Origin of the sequence: Deinococcus aerolatus, assembly GCF_014647055.1 — a bacterium.
GTDB classification, from domain to species: Bacteria; Deinococcota; Deinococci; order Deinococcales; family Deinococcaceae; genus Deinococcus; species Deinococcus aerolatus.
Window position 1 is genome coordinate 70,144 of record NZ_BMOL01000004.1, and the last position, 20,788, is coordinate 90,931.

The window sequence follows — 20,788 nt, forward strand, 5'->3', positions numbered from 1 at the left end:
GGGGCTGTAGGCGGGCGTGTCCCGCCCACAGCCCCACGCCCCATCTGCTAGCCTCCGCCCATGTCCGCGTCTCTCCCTGCCCGCCCCCGCCTGCGCCTGCGCGTCACGGCAGCGGCCGAAGGCTACGTGCGCGCCGGGCATCCCTGGGTCTACGAATCCAGCGTGCGCGAGCAGAACAGGGCCGGCGAGGCCGGGGAACTGGCGGTGATCTACGACCGCCGAGACCGCTTCCTGGCGATTGGCCTGTACGACCCGCATTCGCCGTTGCGGGTGCGCGTGCTCCACGCCGGGCCGCCGGTGACGCTGGACGACGTGTGGTGGGCCGCGCATCTGGAGAAGGCGCTGGCGCGGCGTGAGGCGCTGTTCAGCCCATCCGACACCGACGGCTACCGCATCCTGAACGGCGAGTCCGACGGCTTCGGCGGCCTGGTGGTGGACCGCTACGCGGGTGTGCTGGTCCTGAAGATCTACACGGCGGCGTGGTTTCCGCACCTGGGGCGCATGCTGGACCTGCTGGCCGGACGCTTTCCCGGCTCTGCGATGGTCCTGCGCCTCAGCCGCAACATTCAGACCTTCGCGGCGGAGGCCGGGCTGGCCGACGGTCAGGTCCTGTCCGGAGGGTTGCCGGAGAATCCCGTGGTTTTCCACGAGTCCGGTCTGGCCTTCGAGGCGGACGTGCTGCGCGGCCAGAAGACCGGCTTCTTTCTGGACCAGCGCGAGAACCGGCGGCGGGTGGAGGGGCTTGCAAAGGGAAGGCGGGTGCTGAATGCCTTTTCCTTCTCGGGGGGCTTCTCGCTGTACGCGGCGCGGGGCGGCGCCACCGAAGTCGTCAGTCTGGACCTCAGCCCGCACGCGCTGATGGGGGCAGGGCGCAACTTCGCGCTGAATCCAGAACTGACCACCCCGCACGAAACGGTTCAGGCCGATGTCTTCGACTGGCTGTCGGCCACCCGCCGCACCTTTGATCTGGTCATTCTCGATCCGCCCTCGCTGGCCCGCCGTGAAACCGAGCGGGCCGGGGCCATCCGAGCCTACGGCCGACTGGCGGCGGACGGCATCGCCCGGCTGGCGCGGGGCGGCGTTCTCCTCAGCGCCTCGTGCTCCGCCCACGTCAGCGCCGAGGAATTCTGGGACGCGGTGCGCGCCGCCGCAGGGGCCAGTGGCAGACCGTGGAAGGAACTGGCCACGACCCGCCACGCTCCGGACCATCACGCCTCTTTCGCCGAGGCGCAGTACCTGAAGGCGATTTATCTGGAGCTGGGGTGAAGTTCTGCCGCGCAGGCTGGGGAAGAGGTGCAGGGCAGTTTCCAGCCCCCAACGTCTCTCGTTTCCCAGTCTCCTGCCCCGGCATCTGCTAAGCTGCCCCACATGAAGACCGTGTGTTGCTCCCCCTTGCGGTAAAGCAGCCCCCGTCTGCCATCCGCGCCCCGACTGCTGTTGAGGCGCGGCTTTTTAATGCCTTCCCAATCTCTGAGCACTTCAAGGAGCCGCCCGTGATCACCACCGCCCAGCCGGATTCCAACATCGTCCTGTACGACACCATGCAGCGCCGCAAGGTCCCCTTCGTGCCCACCACGCCGGGGCATGTGGGCATGTACCTGTGCGGTCCCACCGTGTACAGCGGCGCGCATCTGGGTCACGCCAAGAAAGAGGTGGCCTTCGACGTGATCCGCCGGTCCTTCATGCATTTCGGCTACGCGGTGCGCTACGTGGCGAACATCACCGACGTGGGCCACCTGCAAGACGACAGCGACGACGGCGAGGACAAGATCGCCAAACGCGCTGCGCTGGAGCGTCTGGAACCGATGGAGGTGGCCGACAAGTACTTCTGGTCCTTCATGGACGACATGGCCGCGCTGAACGTCCTGCGGCCCAGCATCAACCCGCGCGCCACCGGGCACATCACCGAGCAGATCACATTGATCGAGGAACTGATCACGCGTGGCCACGCCTACGAATCCGATGGCAGCGTGTACTTCGACGTGCGCAGCTGGCCCGAGTACGGCAAGCTGTCGGGCCGCAGAATCGACGATCAGGAGGAAGGGACCCGTGAGGCGGTGCGCGGCGACAAGCGCGACGCCCGCGACTTCGCGCTGTGGAAGCGGGCTGAACCCAGTCACATCATGCGCTGGCCCTCACCCTGGGGCCAGGGCTTTCCAGGCTGGCACATCGAATGCTCGGCCATGAGCCTCAAGTATCTGGGTGAAGGCTTCGACATCCACGGCGGCGGCCTGGACCTGGAATTCCCGCACCATGAGGCTGAGATCGCGCAGGCCGAGGCGGCGGGCCACGCCTTTGCCCGCTACTGGATGCACAACAACATGCTGACCATTGGCGGCGAGAAGATGAGCAAGAGCAAGGGCAACTTCACCACCATTGAGGACGTCCTGAAGCGGCATGACGCGATGGTGGTGCGCTTCCTGCTGGTCAGCAGCCACTACCGCTCGATCACCGAATTCAGTGACGCGGCCTTCGAGGCGGCCAGGAACGGCTACCGCCGCCTCAGCGAGACGCTGCATGAGATCGAGCGCCGCTTCAGTGACGCGCCGGACGGCAGCGACGCCGCGCTGGACCGCCGGATCGAGGCGCACGTTACGGCCTTTGAGGACGCCCTGCGCGACGATTTCAACACCCCCAAGGCGGTGGCGGCCCTGTTCGGGCTGAGCGGTGACCTGAACTCCGCGCTGGCCGCTGGAACCGTCGGGCGGGCCACGCTGGAGAGGGCGCGGGATGCTTTCCGCAACCTGGGCGGCGGTGTGCTGGGCCTCTTTGCCGGAGGCAGCGCGGCCCAGGAGGACGACTCGCAGGTGCTGGGCACCCTGATGGCCTTGGTCCTGAAGGCCCGCCAGAACTACCGCCTGAACAAGCAGTACGCCGAATCCGACGAACTGCGTGACACCCTGACGGCGGTAGGCGTGACCGTGGAGGACACCAAGGACGGCCCACGCTGGCGGCGCTGAATTCGGGGCTGACTGCTGACACCAGCGCAGCCTGAATCCCCAACAGATGGGGGTCTGGCTCAGGTGCGCGGGGCGGCGCCTGGCGACGGTTGCAGGGCCGCCGCGCCCGCATCGGGTGGGTCATGGGGCAGGTCCTCGGCCACGTCTTCCAGATTCATGGCCCGCAGTTCGGGGGCCAGATACGCGGTCACGCCCACCACGATCAGGGTGACGATGCCGCCCAGCCACACGCTGCGGGCCGTGCCCAGCAACTTGGCAGCCACGCCGCTCTCGAAGGCGCCCAGCTCGTTGCTGGCGCCGATGAACATGCCGCTGACCGCGCCCACGCGCCCGCGCATGTGGTCCGGCGCCTTGAGCTGCATGGTGGCGCTGCGGATCACCATGCTGATGCCGTCGAACAGCCCGGCGGCCACCAGCGCGGCCACGCTGAGGACGAAATTCTGGGACAGCCCGAAAACGACGATGCTGACGCCGAAGCCGGCCACTGCCGCCAGCAGCGTCCGGCCGGCGTTGCGCCCTGGCGGGTGACGGGTGGCGTACAGCATCACCAGCAGCGCCCCTACGCTGGGCGCGGCCACCAGCATGCTCAGGCCGATGGGTCCCACCCGCAGGATGTCGGCGGCAAAGATGGGCAGCAGCGCCACCGCGCCGCCGAACAGCACGCTGAACAGGTCCAGCGCCATGCTGCCCACCAGCACCTGCCGCTGAACCACAAAGGCCAGCCCCTCCTTGATGCTCTGCCAGACCGGTTCGCCGGGAATGAAGCGCGGCTTCGGCTTGGGTTTCACGTAGGCCACGCAGCCCAGCGACACCAGCAGCAACGCGGTGGCCACGCCGTACGCGCCCGCCGCACCCACCGAGGCGTACAGCACCCCGCCCAGGGCCGGACCCGCAATGGCCGCCGCCTGCCCCGCGCTGGAGCGCCACGCCGAGGCCCGCAGCAGCAGCTCGCGCGGCACCACCTGGGCCTGGAAGGCGGGCAGCGCCGGATCGGAAAAGCCGCGCGCCATGCCCAGGGTGAAGATCAGGGCCAGAATCGGCCAGATGCCGTAGGCCGTGGCCTGCGGCGCGTACAGCGTGAACAACAGCGCACAGATCGCCTCCACGCTGATGGTGAGCAGCAGGATACGGCGGCGGTCGTTGCGGTCCGCCACCACGCCGCCGAACAGCGCCAGACTGAGGGCCGGGATGGCCTCCACCAGCCCCAGGATGCCCAGGGTCAGCGGATCTTTGGTGATCTGGTACAGCTGATAGGCCACTGTCAGGGCCACGGCGCGGCTGGCCAGCGTGCTGGTCACGGCGGCCACCAGCATGGCGCGGAACTCGGGCAGGCGCAGGACGTCGTGGCTGACCGTGGTCGGGGCTTGGGGCGTGGGGCTCACGCGCGCAGTGTAGGGGCGCGTCCCTGACCTGTCTGAATGAAACTGCACCAGTGACAGCCGGGGCTGTGCCTCCACAGCCCTTCAGGTGCCTGGTCCACGATCCATGACCGGACCCGGTGCGGCCTGGGAACATTCTTTTTTGGAGTTGTCACGTATTCTGAAGGGATGCTGATTCTGGAAGGGAAATATGTGGTGCAGCCGAACAAAAAGCTGGCGATCTACGCCGAGGGCAAGACGCTGCCGGCTGGAACGCTGGAAAGCGATATCGAGGCGTTACAGAAGAACTGTCAGGGCAAGGGCCGCTGCGACGTGCAGGTCAACACCCAGCACGGCATCATGCGCGGCACCCTGATTGAGAAGAAGCCCTACAAGTTCAGCGGCTGGCACTTCGAGGGCCATCTGGCGTTCCCGCCCAAGGCCTGAACCGCCCGGCTGTGAACAGCGCCGCTTCATGTCCCGTTTTCCGGGGATGAAGCGGCGCTGCTTGCTGCCGTGGACCCTGAGCGTGGGCCCCGAGCACCTACCCGGTGACCAGCTCGCCCCAGCGGCCCAGCACCAGATAGATGATCCAGCCGGTCACGGCCACGTACAGCCACACCGGTACAGTCCAGCGCACCCAGGCGCGGTGACGGTTGAAGTAGGGAAGGGCAGCGGGGGCGTCGATGTTGTTCAGGTTGCCGGCCCGCTTCAGGCCGCCCCAGGCGTTCCACAGGGCCACCAGTGCCAGCGGCAGGTTGGCGGCGGCCAGGATAATGTGGCTGATCAGCAGCGTGTAATACGCGGGTTTCCACGCCGCTGGCCCGGTAAAGACCTTCTCATAGCCCAGGGCCAGGCGGGTCAGGTACAGCACCAGAAAGATGGTGGCCAGTGCGCTGGCCGTGAGCATGGCGCGCATGTGCCACACGCGCTTGCCCGTGCGAATGAAGTACACGCCCGTGCACAGGGCGATCCCGCTCAGAACGATCATGATGACCGCCCACTGGTTGATGATTGGTGCCATATCGCCGGGCAGTCTAGGGCCGGGGCCGGGGGCGATATGGCCCGGACCAGGTGAACTTCACGGCGCCAGGGCAGGGGACAGGGCAGGCGAGTCCTGCCCAGCCGGCCTGCTGGCATTTCGCCGGGTCCGGATTTTCCCCTCCCACCCCTGCTGGCCGGTTCCCAGCGGGGGACAATCCGCCGCGACAGGCGGGTAGAATGCGCGTGTCATTCGCCGCCCGGTTTCTGGCAGCCTTCTGCATGGCAGGAACCGGGCGACAAGGGAAGGTGAGAAGTTGAGCAGAACGCTAACTGCCCCGCGCACGCTGCCGGGGGTGTGGTTGCCCCGGCTGGCCTGGGGGGCGCTGGCCTACAACGTGCTGGTGATCCTGTGGGGCGCGGTGGTGCGCCTGACCGGCGCCGGCGCCGGGTGCGGGGACCACTGGCCGCTGTGCAACGGCGTGGTGGTACCGCAGAGCCCCACGCTGCACACGGTGATCGAATTCAGCCACCGCCTGACCAGCGGCGCGAGCGGCCTGCTGGCCCTCGCGCTGGTGGGACTGGCGTTTATGGTCACGCGCCCCGGCCACCCGGCCCGCCTCGGCGCGCTGCTCAGCCTGGGTCTGATCATGTTGGAAGGGCTGGTGGGCGGCGTGCAGGTGCTGCTGGGCCTGACGGCCCAGAGCACCGATCCGGCGCGCGGTCTGGTACAGGGCATTCATCTGGCCAACACCTTCCTGCTGCTGGGCGCGCTGCTGCTCACGGCGCTGTGGGCCTCTGGCCGGCCCGCGTTGAGGCTGCGCGGCCAGGGTCTGGCCGGGCTGTGGAGTCTGACCGGCCTGGGGCTGATTCTGGTGCTGGGCATGGCGGGAGCGGTAACGGCGCTGGGCGACCTGCTGTTCCTGCCGGCCGACGGCTCGCCGCTCAACACCGTGCGGAGCGACTTTTCCGCTACCGCTGGCCTGATCGAGAACCTGCGCGTCGTCCACCCCATGCTGGCGGTGCTGACGGCGGCCTTTCTGGTGTGGCTGGGTCTGTTTCTGCGCCGTGAGCGGCCCTCGCCGGAGGTGAACCGCTGGAGCGCATACCTGTGGGGCGTGCTGGGCCTGCAACTGGTGGCAGGTTTTGCCACCGTGGCGCTCAAGGCCCCGGCGTGGATGCAGCTCACGCATCTGCTGCTGGCCTGCGCGCTGTGGCTGGCGGCCGTGATGCTGGGTTACTGCGCCATGACGGCGCTGCGGACCGCCCGTCCGGCCCCGGTGGGGGTGGCCGCATGACCACCACCGGACTGAGGGGGACGGCGGTGCGGGCCACGTGGCGCGACTACCTGGCCCTGACCAAACCCAAGGTGATCTCGCTGTTGCTGTGGACCACCGTGACGGCCATGTTCATGGCGGCGCGCGGCTGGCCGGGGCTGTGGCTGCTCGTCGTGGTCAGCGTGGCCGGGTTCATGTCGGCCGGGTCGGCGGGCGTGTTCAACATGATTATCGACCGCGACATCGATCTCAAGATGGCCCGCACCGCCAAACGGCCCACCAGCAGCGGCCTGATCAGCATCCGCGAGGCTGCCATCTTCGGCACTGCCCTGCAGGGGTTGTCGTTCGCCATGCTGTGGATCTGGGGCTCGCCGCTGGCCGCATGGCTCAGCCTGGCCGGCTTCGTGACCTACGTGGTCATCTACACCATGCTGCTCAAGCGGCACACCTGGCACAACATCGTGCTGGGCGGGGCCGCCGGGTGCTTCCCGCCGTTGGTGGGCTGGGCCGCCGTCACGGGTGACCTCAACCTGTTCGCGTGGTTTCTGTTCGCCATCATCTTCTTCTGGACGCCGGTGCATTTCTGGGCGCTGGCGCTGATGATCAAGGACGAGTACCGCGAGGTGGGCATTCCCATGCTACCGGTGGTTCACGGCGACAAGCTGACCGTGGCGCAGATCGGTCTGTATGCCATCTACACGGTGGTGCTGTCGTTGATGCCGGTGCTGCTGCGCGAGGTCGGCGCGATCTATTTCTTCAGTGCGGCGGCGCTGGGCGTCTGGCTGCTCGTCCTCTCGTGGCGGCTGTACAAACATGTCTTTGCGGGCCACAAGATCGAGCGCAAGGTGGCCGTGCCGCTGTACCTGTACTCGATGCTGTATCTGGCGATTCTGTTCGTGATGGGCGCGGTGGACCGCATCGTCTTTGCCCAGCTGGGCTGAGGCTTTGCGCCGCACCCAAAGGACACTTGCCCGCCCCCGGCTCTGCTTAGATGGGGCAGGCGCTTGACCGTTCGGTAAGCCCCGCCCATTTCACTGGACGGGCGCGCGGCAGGAAATGCCCAATCTGCCGCGTGAGGCGTTAAACTGCCGGGGATTTACACAAGAAGCATGGGCAAGCACACTCACAGGGCCAGAGCCGGAACACAGGATTCAGGGCACAGGATAAGGAGCGGAAGTTGAATACCATACACCGTCACAGCGACCAGCCTCAGGGGGAGCACCCGCCTCACGGGACGCAGGAGACGCCGACTGGGGGACGCCTGCGGCGCAACCTTGTGCTGACCCTCGTTGCTGGCCTGGGCGCGACGCTGCTCAGCGGATGCGGCTCGGAGCAGCTGATCTCGATTGGCGACCTGTCTTCGGGCTACAACCGCGAGGTTGCCTTCATGAGCGCCTTCGCCATCGCCCTGTCGGTCATCATCTTCGTGGGCGTGTCATATGCGCTGTTCTACACCGTCAACAAGTTCCGCGAGGACAAGCACACCGACGCTCCGGCGCAGTTTCACGGCAACAACCGCCTGGAAATCATTCTGGTGGTTGTGCCGGTGATCATTGTGATGTTCTTGGCGGTGCTGACGGTTCGCAGCATGGCGATCCTCAATCCCGTGCCCGCCCAGGCCACCAAGATCGACGTGCTGGGCCGGCAGTTCTGGTGGAACTTCTCGTACCCCGAGACCACGGCGGATGCGGGCGGGAACGTGGCTAACGGCAACGAGATGATCATGCCCACCAAGCAGAAGGTGGCGCTGACCATCACCAGCGGCGACGTGATCCACGGATTCTGGGCCCCCAACGTCGGCGGACAGCGCGCGGCCATGCCGGCCACACTCAAGACCTGGAACGTCGACACGGACCGTGCGGGCGTGTACCAGGGCAACTGCTCGCAGCTGTGCGGCGGCAGCCACGCCAACATGCGCTACAAGGTGGTGGCGCTGGATCAGGAGCGGTACAACACCTTCCTGGCTGCGGCCAAGGCGTACCGCGCCCCCGAGCCTGTCGCCGACAGCGCCGCGGCACGCGGCTACGCGATCTTCATGCAGGGCAAGCCCGCCACCGGCGCGCTGGCCTGCGCCGCCTGCCACCGCGTGCAGGGCACGCCCGCCGCGGGCGCGGCTGGCCCGGACCTGAGCTTCTTCGGCACCCGCCGCACCCTGGGCGCGGGCATGTGGGAAGCCATGACGCCCCAGCACTGGGAAGCCCCCCAGGCCGCAGAAGCGCTGCACGAGTGGATCAAGCACAGCCCGCTGGTCAAGCCCGGCAGTCTGATGCCCAGCTACGACGGCAGCGAGTATCTGGCCAACGGCAAGAAGGTCAAGGGCGGTGTCCTGACCGACGAGGAGATCGACGACGTGGCCGCGTACCTGCGGACCCTGAAGCTGCCTGAAGAGGCCAACTACTGGAACGACACGCCCGTCTACGGTTCGGCAGACGCAGCTGAGAATCCGGCCCCAACGGCCACGACTTCTAGCGCCACACCGGGAGGTAAGCAGTGACCATTCAGGCTCCACAGCAGGTTCCCAGTCACGCACCCTCGGCCCGGCCCAGTGCCTGGGAAGTCCTCAAGGACTACATGATGACCACCGATCATAAAAAGATCGGGACGCTGTACATCCTGACCAGCATCATCGGCTTTGCCATCGCCGGATTCCTGGCCGTCGCCATCCGGATTCAGCTGGCCGTGCCGGACAACACCTTCCTGATCGGCACCACCTACAACCAGGTGCTGACGCTGCACGCCGCGCTGATGATCTTCTTCTTCCTGATTCCGATTGGCCTGTTCGGCTTCGGGAACTGGTTCCTGCCGCTGCAGCTCGGCGTGCGGGACGTGGCCCTGCCACGCGTCAATACGTTTGCTGTGTGGCTGTTCATCTTTTCGCTGATTCTGGTGATTGTGGGCCTTGCCAACGGCGGCGCGCCCAGCGTCGGCTGGACCTTCTATTACCCCCTGAGCGTGGACGCCAACCAGACCGGCGTGTCCGTGCTGATGGTGGCCCTGACCCTCAACGGCATCGCCTCGCTGCTGGGTAGCGCCAACTTTGCCGCCACCATTGTCAACATGCGCGCCCCCGGCATGAGCCTGTGGAAGATGCCCATCTTCGTGTGGGCGATCTTTTCCACCTCGATCCTGCAGCTGATCTCGCTGGGCGGCCTGACGGCGGCGGCGCTGGTCACGTTCCTGGAACTCAAGTTGGGCCTGAGCATGTTCAACCCCGGCATCGGCGGTGTGCCGGTGATGTTCCAGCAGTTCTTCTGGTTCTACTCGCACCCTGCCGTGTACGTGATGCTGCTGCCCTACCTGGGCATCGGCGCGGAGGTGGCCTCCACCATGGCCCGCAAGCCGCTGTTCGGCTACCGCGTGATGGTGTACTCGCTGCTGGGCATTGTGCTGGTCTCGCTGCTGGTGTGGGCCCACCACATGTTCGCCGTGGGTCTGCCCGAGTCCTGGCAGATCGCCTTCATGATCGCCACCCTGATTGTGGCAGTTCCTACCGGGGTCAAGATCTTTAACCTGATCGGCACCCTGTACGGCGGACGCATCATCATGAAGACGCCCACGTACTGGCTGGTCGGCTTCATCTTCAACTTCCTGATCGGCGGCATCACCGGCGTGGCGCTGGGTATGATTCCCTTTGACTATCAGGTCACCATGTCGTACTTCGTGGTGGCGCACTTCCACAACGTGATGATGTTCGGCACGGCGTTCCTGGCGATGGCGGGCCTGTACTACTGGTGGCCCAAGATGACCGGGCGCTTCATGGACGAGAAGCTGGGCATGTGGCACTTCTGGCTGTTCATGGTGGGCTCGTGGATGACCTTCCTGCCGCAGTACATTCTGGGCCTGCTGGGCATGCCCCGCCGCTATTACACCTACCCCGCCGGCAACTTCGCCTGGACCGAGCTGAACTTCATCTCCACGCTGGGCGCGCTGACGCTGCTGGCTGGCGGCGTGGTGTGGTTCTGGAACATGTACATCACCGCCAAGAAGCCCGCCACGGCGTCCAACAACCCCTGGGGCGGCTACACGCTGGAATGGACGGCGGCCAGTCCACCCGCCGCGTACAACTTTGCTCACGAATTCCCCACCACCTTCCCCACCGAGCGCCCCCTGTACGACTGGGAGAAGAACGGCGACACCCTGACCCCGGTGGACCCCAAGACCATCCATCTGCCGCAGGACAGCATCTGGCCCTTCGTGACCGCTGTCGGCCTGCTGCTGATGGGCTATGGCCTGAGCTTCGGCTGGTTCAGCAACTACACCCCGGCCGGCGGCCTGCAGCCCTTCTTTGAAGCGTCTGCGGGGCACGTCTTCGCCAGCGTGGTGCTGTACCTGAGCTTCCCGGTGTTCTTCTGGGGCCTGTTCAAGTGGGCCGGAACGCGCGAATACGCAGTGCCGGTGGCCCACCACCACCTGACCAAGTACGACAACGGGTTCATGGGCATGGCGTGGTTCATCATCTCCGAAATTGGCCTGTTCGGCGTGCTGATCGCCGGGTATGTGTACCTGCGCATCAGCGGTCTGGCCGATCCGCCTGCCCTGCGCCCCAACGTGTGGCTGGCCGCGCTGAACACCCTGATTCTGGTGTCGTCCTCGTTCGTGCTGCACCGCGCCGAGCAGGACAACCACCACGGCAAGCTGACCCGCTTCCGCCTGGGCCTGTTCGTGACGCTGCTGCTGGGCGCGGCCTTCATGCTGTTCCAGGTCTACGAGTTCTCGCTGTTCGGCGCCGAGAGCGACTGGAAACAGAACCTGTGGCAGGCGTGCTTCTTCATCATCGTCGGCCTGCACGGGCTGCACATTCTGATCGGCGGTGTGGGCGTGGCCCTGCCGTACTACCAGGCCATGACCGGCAAGATGGACAAGTACAACCACGGCTCGATCACGCCCGCCAGCATGTACTGGCACCTGGTGGACGTGGTGTGGCTGCTGATCGTGGCAATCTTCTACGCCTGGTAGCTGGAAACTGCAAGGCCTGGAAGGGTAGGAGTGGAGACCGCAGCGATGCGTCTCCACTCTTTTTCTGTAGACCCTGGTGGCCCGCTGCCGCGTGCTGCTTTCAGGGGACACCCTGCCCGCCCGCCGCGTCCTAGCCTGGGGGCATGAAGTGGCTGACGGGCATCTTGTTGGGCATAGCGCTGATTCTGGGTGGTCTGCTGGTGGTGCGGCAGACCAGTCCCAGCGTGACGGCGGGCACGGCGCTGGACCACCCGCTGGCCCTGCCTGCCCTGAACCTGGTGGATGACCGGGGCAGGGTGGCCACGCTGGCCCAGGGCGACGGGCGCATGCGGCTGGTGTTTTACGGCTTCGTGCGCTGTCCGGACGTGTGCCCGGCCACCCTGGCGAGCCTGAAGAACAGCCTTGAACGGCTGACGCCGGGGCAGCAGGACAAAGTGCAGGTGCAGTTCATCACGGTGGATCCCACCTTCGACACGCCGCAGGTGGTGCGCAATTACCTGGACCGCTTCGATTCGTCCTTCACCGGCCTGACGGGAGACGCCGACACCATCGACGAGGCGGCCAGGGTCATGTTCGTGGCAAACGTCAAGCCCCAGCCGGTCATAGACCACAGCGTCCACGGCATGGCACCGGCAGGGTCGGGGGCCAGCAACGCGCAGGCCGCCGGGGCCGGGGCTGCAGAGGCCGCCCGCATTCACGGCGATCAGGTGAGCGTGGTGGACGCGCAGGGCCAGTTCGTGCGCGTCTACAGCAACTCTGACGTGATCAGCGGCGCGTTGCAGCAGGATCTGCCGGGCCTGATCCGGTTGTACGGGCCGTGAAGGCAGGGCATAGCGTCCACCGTCTAGGCGGTCCACTGCCAACCTCTGCTATCCTGCCGGGTGCGGGGGAACGTTCGGCCGCGCCACCTTCAGCCCCCTGTGGACTGGGGGGGTGAGGAAAGTCCGGGCACCGCAGGGCAGGATGCCAGCTAACGGCTGGTCGGCGAGTCAAGTGCCCACGTCGCGCGCCTGCGCGTGGGTGGCGGCGAAGCCGAAGGACAGTGCCACAGAAACTTAGACCGCCAGCTTCCATTCAAGGCCGGGCGTGGGCCGGGGCTGGTCAGGGTGAAACGGTGCGGTAAGAGCGCACCAGGCCGCAGGGAGACCTCGCGGCGTCTGGTAAACCCCATCCGGTGCAAGACCCGACAGTGCGCGAGGAACGGCCCGTTCCAGTGACCGCCAGGATGGTCGCAACGAGGCGCGGCGGCGACGCCCGCCCCAGAGAGATGGCCGAACAGTCACTTTCAAGTGATGGACAGAACCCGGCTTACAGTTCCCCCGCACCACCCGCCGCCTCTCCTGTTCCGGGAGGGGCGGTCTCCTGTGGCGGTCTGGGGCCGCCCACCAGTTTCAGGCCAATCAGCGCGGCGATCAGCAGCGCGATCAGCACCAGCCGCGCCGGGCTGAGGCTCTCGCCGAACAGCGCCGTGCCCATGAACACCGCGCCCACCGCCCCGATGCCCGTCCAGATGGCGTAGGCGGTGCCCAGCGGAATGGTCTTGATGGCCCGCGACAGGAAGTTGAAGCTGAAATAGGCACACACCAGAAAGACGTAGATGAACTGCGGGCGCGTCTGCTCCAGCTTCAGCGCGGTGGCAAAACCGATTTCCAGAACACCTGCCAGGATCAGCCAGTGCCAGCCGGTCCAGCCCCGGAGGGTCAGCCCCCTCACGGAACCAGCCGCAGGCCGATAATCAGCCCCACCACGGCGGTCAGCAGCCCCAGCCGCAGCGGCGTGGCCGACTCGCGGAAGAAGACGATGCCCACCAGCGCCGTGCCCACCGCCCCGATGCCGGTCCACACGGCGTAGACCGTGCCCAGCGGAATGGTCTCCAGTGCCCGACTCATCATCAGGAAGCTCGCGATGGTGAACACCACGAAGAACAGGGTGGGCCAGGTTTTCCTAAAACCGTCGCTGAGTTGCAGGCAGGTGGTGAAGCCGATCTCGCACAGGCCGGCCAGCAGCAGGGCAGTCCATCCCACGTGAATCTCCTTTGCGGATTTAGCAACGGTGTGCTAAATGCATGTCCCAGGAATACCACAGCCGGGCGGTTCTGGCAAGAGTGTGCTAAAACAACCCTCTATGCCCCGCATCGTTGACCATGACCAGCGCCGCGCCGAGCTGACGGAAGCGGTGTGGAGCCTGATCCGTGAGCAGGGGCTGGCTGGGGTGACGATCCGGAACCTGTCGCAGCGCAGCGGGTGGTCCAGCGGGGCCATTCGCCACTACCTGCCCAACCGTGAGGCCATCCTGGCCTTTGCCGCCGGACAGATCGGCGAGCGGGCGAGGCAGCGGATTCACGCTGTGCCCGTCACGGGTGATCAGGTTCAGGACTTTCTGAACTGCCTGGAAGTGACGTTGCCGCTGGACGGAGAGGGCCGGGTGTGGCTGGAGGTATGGCTGGTCTTCGTGGGCGCGGCAGTCAGCGATCAGGACTTTGCCGACGCCGAGGGCGTGCTGTACCGCGACTTGAACGCGGTTTTTGTGGAGGCACTGGGGCAGTTTGACCGGCGCGGCTGGCTGCCCGCGCACACGCCCGGGGCAGCGGCCACCGAGATCCATGCCCTGCTGGACGGCCTGAGCGTTCATCTGCTGCTGCACCAGATCACGCGGGAACAGGCCAGGGTAACCCTGAGGGCCGCCGTCTCGCGCATGGTGGTTGGTCCGGCGGCCTCACCCTGAGCGCCGCTCAGTTTGTCTGACGTGCGTCCACGGCGGCCAACACGAATCCGGCGATCAGCAGCACGCCGCCAACCGGGGTGATGGCGCCCAGCCACGTCATGCCGGTGAGGGCAAGAATGTACAGCGTGCCGCTGAAAACCACGGCCCCGCCCAGCAGCAGCGCGGGCGCGCGACGCTGCTCCGGGCGCGTGCCCAGCACCAGCAGGGCCAGCGCGGCGTACATCTGGTAGCGCACGCCGGTCTCGAAAGTGGCCAGCAGTTCCGGCGTCAGGCTGGCCTTCAGCGCGTGGGCGGCGAAGGCCCCCAGCGCCACGCCCAGCGCCGCCAGCACGGCCCCGGTCTGAAACGCGGGCAACGGGGCGGCGGGGGCGGTGGAACGCGACGGATGCATTCCCCCAGCCTAGGGAGAATGGGGTGGGGATTTGTCCCTGCGGGTGGGCCACCGTGGGGGAGGGGAGCAGTGTCACCGGCCCAGCCCCCATTTCCCGCTCAGGAGTGCTAATTTGCTGTTCAGAGCGGGCTCCTGCGGCCCGGCCCAGCCTCTGAATTTCTGAACTTCAGACCAGCCTCGGGGGAGATGGGTGGGAGAATGGGGAAGAAACGAGGGCAATTCAGGGGAAAACGTGGGAACTGGTGGTAATTCGTGGGAGGGCTTGTTACACTCCTGCATACAACCTGAAGCTCTTCTTTATGCGCCTTTCAGGTTGAAAGGCAGGCCCCACCGCCATGTCCCCCATGTGGGACCGGGTGGGAACAGCTGAAAAAGGAGTGGAAGAGGATTTGCCGTTCGGAGAGTACCCCTACACCATCGACGATAAGGGACGCGTGGTCATGCCACCAGCCTTTCGGGAATTCGTCGAGGACGGCATGATCCTGACCCGCGGCATGGAAGGCTGCCTGTACGTGTTTCCGCTGGCCAGCTGGCGGCGCGTGGAAGAACAGCTGGAAGGCCTGCCCCTGACCGACGCCGAGTCGCGGTCGTTTGTGCGGTTCTTCTACTCCGGCGCCAGCAAGGCGCGGCTGGACAACCAGAGCCGCGTCTCCGTGCCCCAGCCGCTGCGGACCTTCGCGGCACTTGACGGTGACGTCGTGGTGGCCGGCGCCCCCGGCCGCCTGGAACTATGGAGTCCCCAGCGGTGGGACGCCGCCATCAGCGCCGTTCAGGACAATCCCCCCAAACCCGATCTCCTTATCAATTTTGTGGCGTGACTCGCATGAACAACAATGCTCCTGACCCCTCCAGCGACTCCCCGCCCACCCCTGTTGCCCCGGCCCTGACCCATGTGCCCGTACTGTCCGCCGAGGTGCTGGCCGCCCTGAACCCCGCCCCCGGCAAGGTCTTCGTGGACGGCACGCTGGGCGGCGCGGGCCACACCCGGCTGCTGCTCGCGGCGGGCGCCGCCGTGTACGGCATCGATCAGGATCCCTTTGCCCTGGCCCGCGCCCGCGAGGCGGGGCTCGACGGCCTGAGCATGCTGGAGGGCAATTACCGCGACATGGCGGCCCTGCTCGCCGGGGCGGGCGTGACCGAGGTGGACGGCGTGCTGCTCGACATCGGCGTCAGCTCATTTCAGCTGGACGACACGGACCGCGGCTTCTCGTACCACAGCGAGGCCCCGCTGGACATGCGCATGAGCCAGTCCGGCGAGAGCGCTGCCGAGGTGGTCAACACCTACCCCGAAGCCGAGCTGGCCTCGATCATCTACGAATACGGCGAGGACCGCCTGTCGCGCCGGATCGCGCGCGGCATCGTGTACGCCCGCGAGAAAGCGCCCATCGAGACCACCGTGCAGCTGGCCGAGATCGTCAAGCGCGCCTACCCCGGCTTCAGCAAGGGCATCCACCCGGCGCGGCGCACCTTTCAGGCCCTGCGGATTCACGTCAACGATGAGCTGGGGGCGCTGCGTGACGGTCTGGAAGCTGCCCAGGCCCTGCTGCGGCCCGGCGGACGGCTGGCCGTGATCAGCTTTCACTCGCTGGAAGACCGCATCGTCAAGCGCTTTCTGCTGGGCAGCGCCGCCCTGCGCCCACTGACCAAGCGGCCGGTGATCGCCGCAGAGGACGAGCTGGCCACCAATCCGCGCGCCCGCAGCGCCAAACTGCGCGGCGCCGAGAAGCTTGACCCGGAGGTAGGCGCATGACCTCGCCGCGGTTGCGCCTGGGCAGCCCCGATCTGAGCGAGACCACCTGGCGCGGGCGGGCGCTGCGCTACGTGGTCATCTACCTGGCCCTGGCCCTGGCCCTGATCGGGGCACGCTACTTCACCCAGGAGATCCGTCCGGTGTTGCGGGCGGCCCAGGAACGCGAGGCCGACCTGCTGATCCAGCGCAACGATCTGGCGGTGCAGGTCCAGATTCTGGAAAACCCCCAGCGGATCCGTGACTGGGCCTTTGCCAACGGCATGATCCGGTTTGCCGAGGCCCCCAAGGAAACTCAGGCCATCCTGCCGCTGCCCCCCCCATCTGTGGTTCGCCCGGCCCCGTCCAGCCCAGAGAAGCCCAGCACTGAGCAATCCAGCCCAGAGCAATCCAGTGCAGCCCAACCCAGCCCACCGCCGCCCGCCCAGACAGCCCCGCCCCAGCGTCCGTACAGTCGCCCGGACCAGCCCGACCGCACCGTGGAGGTGAGAACGCAGTGGAGGTAAAGATTCGCAACCGGTCCCGTTTGATGCAGCTTCTGGCGACGGTGCTGTGCCTGAGCCTGGTGTGGGCCTACGCCCAGCTGGAATGGAACGTGCCGCAGGGGGCGCAGCGCAGTCTGGTGCAGTCGCGCGGGACCATTACCTCCAGCGACGGCAAGGTGCTGGCCCAGAGCATGGACGGCAAGCGGGTCTACCCCCAGGGGCGTCTGGCCGGGCAGGTGCTGGGCATGATGGGCACCACCAACGGACTGGAAGGGCTGGAATATGCCTATGACCGCAATCTGGCCTCGGGGCAGGACCTGCGCCTGACCATCAACACCAGTGTGCAGGCGGCGGCCGAGTCCGCGCTGAGCAAGGCCGTGCCCGAGCACCAGGCGGAGTACGGCTCGGTGGTGGTCATGGAAACCCGGACGGGACGCGTACTGGCTGCGGCCAGCTACCCCCCCTTCGATCCCAACACCTGGCGCGACTTTCCCCTGGACGCCCGGCGCAACCGCCCCTTCCTGGACGTGTACGAGCCGGGGTCCGTGATCAAGGGCCTGGTGGTGGCCGCCGCGATCAACGAGGGCATGATCACGCCAAAGACCACCTTCGACACCCCCATGCGCCGTCATGTGGGCGGGCGCTGGGGCAGCGTTATCAATGACTCGGTGCAGCATCCTCCCACCCTGACCACCCAGCAGGTGCTGCGCTACAGCAGCAACGTCGGCATGAGCCACATTGTCGAGCCGTTCAAACCCGAGAAGCTGCGGAACTACCTGACGAGTTTTGGCTTCGGCACCTACCCCGACATGCCGGTGGTGCCTGCCGCCACCGGCCAGCTGCAGCCGCTGCGCAAATGGGACGATCTGGTGCGCGTGACCAGCTCGTTCGGTCAGGGCATGAGCACCACCACCCTGCAACTGGCCTCCGCCTACAACGCCCTGGCCAACGACGGCCTGTTCCTGCCCCCGCAACTGGTTGAGGGTGTGGCGGGCAACGGGGAGCGACGGGAGATTCTGCGCCCTGACGTGGCCCGGACCACCCGCAACATGCTGCAGGCCGTGATCGAGGAGGGAATTCCGCACCAGGCCGGGATCAAGGGCTACGCGCTGGGCGGCAAGACCGGCACGGCCCAGGTCGTGGTCGACGGACGCTACTCGTCCACCATCTACAACAGCGTGTTTACCGGGTTCTTCCCGGTTGACGCCCCCCGCATGACGGTGGTGGTCATGGTTCACGGCGCGAAGATTGGCCACCACGGCTCCATGCTGGCCGCGCCCATTTTCCGTGAGATCTCGGCCGAGGTGCTGTCCCACTGGGGCGCGGTGCCCAGGATCGAGGCCCCCAGAACCACCGAGAAATAATAGCCTCGTCGCAGGAGGGCCATAACGAGCCCGAGCGCGCTTCTCTCTGAGTGCCGGCTGAGTGCATTCCCTCCCTGTTCCTGGTGGATTGGGGGGGATGCTACAGGCCCGGTCAGCGGGTGAACTGGCAATTGTGACACGCTGCCTGATCCAGGCCGAAATGCACCCGTTAGGGCCGCCTGTATGCACGGCAGCCATAAAAATATGCGTTTGAACATGAGGACGGGCAAGCTCTCTTGCACCGGCTCTCATTTTTCTATGTCAGTCAGAGACGTAGTTTTTTGACTTCTTTAGACCGTGGCTAAAATTATGGCCTCTTTTTGTGAGACCGCAGACAGGCTGGGCTCATATGCTGGTGATGTTGACCCCGTAGGCTCAGCGCTGAGGTCGGGGGTATCTTGACTGCTGCCCTCAGGCTTAACCACGATTCATTTCTATGCAGCGCCGTCCGCCTGTCGGTGGCGCTCCAGACGGGGGTTGTTCCGCCGCCCACGTCCCAAGGAGAACACATGGTTTCAACACTCAACCGCTGGGCCTTCGGGGCCCTGTTCAGCCTCGCTGGTCTGGCCAGCGCCACCCCTGCCCTGCCTGCCAGCACGCTGGCCAGCGACGCCGTCCGTCAGGCCATGGTGGTCACGCCGCCCGCACCCGTCGAGGCCCCCCGGGCCGTAACGGTCCGGCAGCCTGCGGCGCCCCAGCAGACCCAGGCCGCGCAGAACCGCGCCGCCGCCGTGGCCCAGGCCCAGGTGGCTCCGGTGGCCGCCATCACCGCGCGTGGCCGTTCGGCCGTCGTGCGCGCCACCGCCTACAACAGCCTGGCCGCGCAGACCGACAGCACGCCGTTTATCACGGCCACCGGCACCCGCACCCGCCCCGGCGTGGTGGCCCTGAGCCGCGACATGCTCCGCTCCTTTCCCTACGGCACCCGCATCACCATCGAGGACCTTAGTGGCCGATACAACAACCTGCTGAAGGGCCGCGTGTTTATCGTCGAGGACACCATGGCCGCCCGCAAGACCGGCAGCCTGGACATCTGGATGGGCAGCCGCCGCGACGCCCTCAACTTCGGCGCGCGGCAGGTGCGGATCACGGCGATTCGCTGAGCCTCTGTCCATTAAAGGATTCAGACCGCCTCTCGGGGCGGTTTTTTCTTTGTCTTCGTGCAGGCGGCTGGATGCGGCGCCTTGCAGGGCACGTCTGCTATCCTCCGCTTCGCATGTCCCGCGCCCGCACGTCCTCTGCCCGCCCGGCCCGCGCCGGTTCCGGCAGTCTGGCGTGGTCGCTGGCCCGCGCTCACCTGTCGCGGCGGCGCACCCAGAACGTGCTGACCATTCTGGGCATCGCTGTGGGGGTCATGGCGCTGATTGCCGCGCTGAGCCTGACCAACGGGTTTACCCGCGCCCTGGTGGACGCGACGCTGCGCGCCAGCCCGCACCTGAGCCTCAACGCGTTCAGCCCCGCCGGGCGTGACCCCGAGATGGAACGGGCCATCCGGGCAGATTCGCGTGTGGCGGCCTTCACGCCCTTTGTGGCCGATAAGGGGCTGCTGACCCGCCCGGCAGGGCTGGGCAACCGCGCCGGCGTGGACTTCGCCACCCTGTTCGGGGTGACGCCCCAGGCCGCGCAGGTGCTGCAACTGCCGCCCGGTCAGAACGAACTGCTGTCCACGCTGGGCCCCGGCGAGATTCTGCTGGGCTCGGCGCTGGCGCGCAGCATTGGCGGCTTCACCGGCGACGAGGTCCGGCTGCTCAACAGCACCCAGCGCCGGGGCAGTTTCACGGTCAAGGGCCTGTTTACCACCGGCAACTACCTGATCGACAGCGCCTACGCCTTTACCAGTCTGGACACCCTGCAGAAGTTGCAGGCCACCGCCAACATCACGGGCTACCAGTTGCGCCTGAACGATCCCGGTCTGGCGCCGGCGGTTGGCCTTGACCTGACCCGCACCCGTGCCTACAGCCCGCTGCCGTGGCAGAGCATCTACGGCACGCTGCTGGATCAGCTGGCCCTGCAAAAGAAAGTCATCGGGTTCGTGGTGTTCCTGATTGTGATCGTCGCGGCCTTCGGCATCGCCAACGTGCTGACGCTGGCCGTGTTCGAGAAGACCCAGGAAATCGCCATTCTGCGCGCCATCGGGGCCACGCGCGGGCTGATCACGCGCATCTTCTTGCTCGAAGGGCTGGTGCTGGGGCTGGGCGGGCTGCTGGTGGGCAACCTGCTGGGCCTGGGCATCAGCGCGTACTTCACGGTGCGCCCCTTTCAGATTCCCGGTGACCTGTACTTCATCACCTCGTTGCCGGTGGAAGTGCGCTGGACGGACCTGCTGGGTGTCAACGCCGTGGGGCTGGTCACCACCCTGCTGGCCGCCCTGATTCCCGCGCGCCGCGCCGCGAGCATCGAACCGGCACGCATTATCCGCTGACGCGGGAGGGGAGCCACGGGCACGCCAGCCTGGGTGCTGAACTGTGCGGGCAACGCTTTGCAGGCAAGGTGGAGTGCCTGCCTGTTATGAAAGGCCGCCTCACGCCCAGCAGCGGGCGTGAGG

At 66.6% G+C, this 20,788-nt stretch carries 19 protein-coding genes, 1 other RNA gene and 1 pseudogene; 16 read left to right on the forward strand and 5 right to left on the reverse strand.

Annotated features, from left to right (window positions below; all coding sequences use genetic code 11):
- The first annotated feature begins 60 nt into the window (after positions 1–60).
- Positions 61–1,266 carry a 23S rRNA (cytosine(2499)-C(5))-methyltransferase gene (locus tag IEY31_RS05920; protein WP_188969975.1) on the forward strand — a complete coding sequence of 402 codons (1,206 nt, stop codon included), beginning with the start codon at positions 61–63 and terminating at the stop codon, positions 1,264–1,266.
- Between the two features lie 227 nt (positions 1,267–1,493).
- A complete protein-coding gene (gene cysS, locus IEY31_RS05925) occupies positions 1,494–2,960 on the forward strand; it encodes a cysteine--tRNA ligase (RefSeq protein WP_373289118.1) in 1,467 nt (488 codons plus the stop codon).
- 59 nt (positions 2,961–3,019) lie between these two features.
- Here the strand turns inward: cysS and IEY31_RS05930 are convergent, their stop codons facing one another.
- A complete protein-coding gene (locus IEY31_RS05930) occupies positions 3,020–4,342 on the reverse strand; it encodes an MFS transporter (protein ID WP_229723356.1) in 1,323 nt (440 codons plus the stop codon).
- 165 nt (positions 4,343–4,507) lie between these two features.
- Here IEY31_RS05930 and IEY31_RS05935 point away from each other — a divergent pair, with 165 nt between their 5' ends.
- Complete coding sequence (locus IEY31_RS05935) at positions 4,508–4,765, forward strand: hypothetical protein (protein ID WP_039684969.1); 258 nt, start codon at positions 4,508–4,510, stop codon at positions 4,763–4,765.
- 97 nt (positions 4,766–4,862) lie between these two features.
- Here the strand turns inward: IEY31_RS05935 and IEY31_RS05940 are convergent, their stop codons facing one another.
- Positions 4,863–5,342, reverse strand: coding sequence for a DUF420 domain-containing protein (locus IEY31_RS05940; protein WP_188969977.1), 480 nt, complete (start codon positions 5,340–5,342; stop codon positions 4,863–4,865).
- 274 nt (positions 5,343–5,616) lie between these two features.
- Here IEY31_RS05940 and IEY31_RS05945 point away from each other — a divergent pair, with 274 nt between their 5' ends.
- The 6 genes from IEY31_RS05945 (at position 5,617) to rnpB (ending at position 12,859) form a co-directional block, all read left to right on the forward strand.
- Positions 5,617–6,597: a COX15/CtaA family protein gene (locus IEY31_RS05945; RefSeq protein WP_188969979.1), complete on the forward strand. Its 981-nt coding sequence runs from the start codon at positions 5,617–5,619 to the stop codon at positions 6,595–6,597.
- The gene (locus tag IEY31_RS05950) at positions 6,594–7,517 is read left to right on the forward strand and encodes a heme o synthase (protein WP_188969981.1); all 924 of its coding nucleotides are present in this window, start codon (positions 6,594–6,596) and stop codon (positions 7,515–7,517) included. The genes IEY31_RS05945 and IEY31_RS05950 overlap by 4 nt, the downstream gene beginning before the upstream one ends.
- A gap of 335 nt (positions 7,518–7,852) precedes the next feature.
- A complete protein-coding gene (gene coxB / locus IEY31_RS05955) occupies positions 7,853–9,070 on the forward strand; it encodes a cytochrome c oxidase subunit II (RefSeq protein WP_229723357.1) in 1,218 nt (405 codons plus the stop codon).
- Positions 9,067–11,532 (forward strand): cbb3-type cytochrome c oxidase subunit I, encoded by a 2,466-nt coding sequence (locus tag IEY31_RS05960; RefSeq protein WP_188969983.1) that lies wholly within the window; start codon positions 9,067–9,069, stop codon positions 11,530–11,532. Before coxB ends, IEY31_RS05960 begins: the two co-directional genes overlap by 4 nt.
- Positions 11,533–11,675: 143 nt before the next feature.
- On the forward strand, positions 11,676–12,353 hold the full coding sequence (locus IEY31_RS05965; protein ID WP_188969985.1) for an SCO family protein: 678 nt from the start codon (positions 11,676–11,678) through the stop codon (positions 12,351–12,353).
- A 62-nt stretch (positions 12,354–12,415) separates the two neighbouring features.
- Positions 12,416–12,859, forward strand: an RNA gene (gene rnpB / locus IEY31_RS05970) — RNase P RNA component class A.
- Between the two features lie 98 nt (positions 12,860–12,957).
- Here the strand turns inward: rnpB and IEY31_RS05975 are convergent.
- A pseudogene (locus IEY31_RS05975) lies at positions 12,958–13,245 on the reverse strand (DMT family transporter); the annotation flags it as partial.
- Positions 13,242–13,556 carry a DMT family transporter gene (locus IEY31_RS05980; protein ID WP_188969987.1) on the reverse strand — a complete coding sequence of 105 codons (315 nt, stop codon included), beginning with the start codon at positions 13,554–13,556 and terminating at the stop codon, positions 13,242–13,244. The gene IEY31_RS05980 and the pseudogene IEY31_RS05975, both read right to left, overlap by 4 nt.
- Before the next feature lie 100 nt (positions 13,557–13,656).
- Here IEY31_RS05980 and IEY31_RS05985 point away from each other — a divergent pair, with 100 nt between their 5' ends.
- Positions 13,657–14,256, forward strand: coding sequence for a TetR/AcrR family transcriptional regulator (locus IEY31_RS05985; protein WP_188969989.1), 600 nt, complete (start codon positions 13,657–13,659; stop codon positions 14,254–14,256).
- A gap of 7 nt (positions 14,257–14,263) precedes the next feature.
- Here the strand turns inward: IEY31_RS05985 and IEY31_RS05990 are convergent, their stop codons facing one another.
- The gene (locus IEY31_RS05990; protein ID WP_188969991.1) at positions 14,264–14,647 is read right to left on the reverse strand and encodes a DUF423 domain-containing protein; all 384 of its coding nucleotides are present in this window, start codon (positions 14,645–14,647) and stop codon (positions 14,264–14,266) included.
- 389 nt (positions 14,648–15,036) lie between these two features.
- Here IEY31_RS05990 and mraZ point away from each other — a divergent pair, with 389 nt between their 5' ends.
- The 6 genes from mraZ to IEY31_RS06020 all read left to right on the forward strand — a co-directional run bounded on the left by mraZ (position 15,037) and on the right by IEY31_RS06020 (position 20,665).
- Positions 15,037–15,465 carry a division/cell wall cluster transcriptional repressor MraZ gene (gene mraZ, locus IEY31_RS05995; RefSeq protein WP_184127719.1) on the forward strand — a complete coding sequence of 143 codons (429 nt, stop codon included), beginning with the start codon at positions 15,037–15,039 and terminating at the stop codon, positions 15,463–15,465.
- A gap of 5 nt (positions 15,466–15,470) precedes the next feature.
- On the forward strand, positions 15,471–16,397 hold the full coding sequence (gene rsmH / locus IEY31_RS06000; RefSeq protein ID WP_188969993.1) for a 16S rRNA (cytosine(1402)-N(4))-methyltransferase RsmH: 927 nt from the start codon (positions 15,471–15,473) through the stop codon (positions 16,395–16,397).
- Positions 16,394–16,900: a hypothetical protein gene (locus IEY31_RS06005; RefSeq protein WP_188969995.1), complete on the forward strand. Its 507-nt coding sequence runs from the start codon at positions 16,394–16,396 to the stop codon at positions 16,898–16,900. Before rsmH ends, IEY31_RS06005 begins: the two co-directional genes overlap by 4 nt.
- The gene (locus IEY31_RS06010; RefSeq protein WP_188969997.1) at positions 16,891–18,243 is read left to right on the forward strand and encodes a peptidoglycan D,D-transpeptidase FtsI family protein; all 1,353 of its coding nucleotides are present in this window, start codon (positions 16,891–16,893) and stop codon (positions 18,241–18,243) included. Before IEY31_RS06005 ends, IEY31_RS06010 begins: the two co-directional genes overlap by 10 nt.
- Before the next feature lie 509 nt (positions 18,244–18,752).
- Positions 18,753–19,346, forward strand: a complete 594-nt coding sequence (locus IEY31_RS06015) for an RlpA-like double-psi beta-barrel domain-containing protein (protein WP_188969999.1) — start codon at positions 18,753–18,755, stop codon at positions 19,344–19,346.
- 113 nt (positions 19,347–19,459) lie between these two features.
- Positions 19,460–20,665 (forward strand): ABC transporter permease, encoded by a 1,206-nt coding sequence (locus IEY31_RS06020; protein ID WP_188970001.1) that lies wholly within the window; start codon positions 19,460–19,462, stop codon positions 20,663–20,665.
- Positions 20,666–20,788 lie beyond the last annotated feature (123 nt).

Excerpts from the sequence above, each read along its gene's own strand:
- IEY31_RS05920 (WP_188969975.1), top strand. The coding sequence starts at position 61 with ATGTCCGCGTCTCTCCCTGCCCGCCCCCGCCTGCGCCTGCGCGTCACG.
- IEY31_RS05935 (WP_039684969.1), top strand. The coding sequence starts at position 4,508 with ATGCTGATTCTGGAAGGGAAATATGTGGTGCAGCCGAACAAAAAGCTG.
- IEY31_RS05940 (WP_188969977.1), bottom strand. The coding sequence starts at position 5,342 with ATGGCACCAATCATCAACCAGTGGGCGGTCATCATGATCGTTCTGAGC.
- IEY31_RS05950 (WP_188969981.1), top strand. The coding sequence starts at position 6,594 with ATGACCACCACCGGACTGAGGGGGACGGCGGTGCGGGCCACGTGGCGC.
- IEY31_RS05965 (WP_188969985.1), top strand. The coding sequence starts at position 11,676 with ATGAAGTGGCTGACGGGCATCTTGTTGGGCATAGCGCTGATTCTGGGT.
- IEY31_RS05985 (WP_188969989.1), top strand. The coding sequence starts at position 13,657 with ATGCCCCGCATCGTTGACCATGACCAGCGCCGCGCCGAGCTGACGGAA.
- IEY31_RS05990 (WP_188969991.1), bottom strand. The coding sequence starts at position 14,647 with ATGCATCCGTCGCGTTCCACCGCCCCCGCCGCCCCGTTGCCCGCGTTT.
- rsmH (WP_188969993.1), top strand. The coding sequence starts at position 15,471 with ATGAACAACAATGCTCCTGACCCCTCCAGCGACTCCCCGCCCACCCCT.
- IEY31_RS06005 (WP_188969995.1), top strand. The coding sequence starts at position 16,394 with ATGACCTCGCCGCGGTTGCGCCTGGGCAGCCCCGATCTGAGCGAGACC.
- IEY31_RS06015 (WP_188969999.1), top strand. The coding sequence starts at position 18,753 with ATGGTTTCAACACTCAACCGCTGGGCCTTCGGGGCCCTGTTCAGCCTC.
- IEY31_RS06020 (WP_188970001.1), top strand. The coding sequence starts at position 19,460 with ATGTCCCGCGCCCGCACGTCCTCTGCCCGCCCGGCCCGCGCCGGTTCC.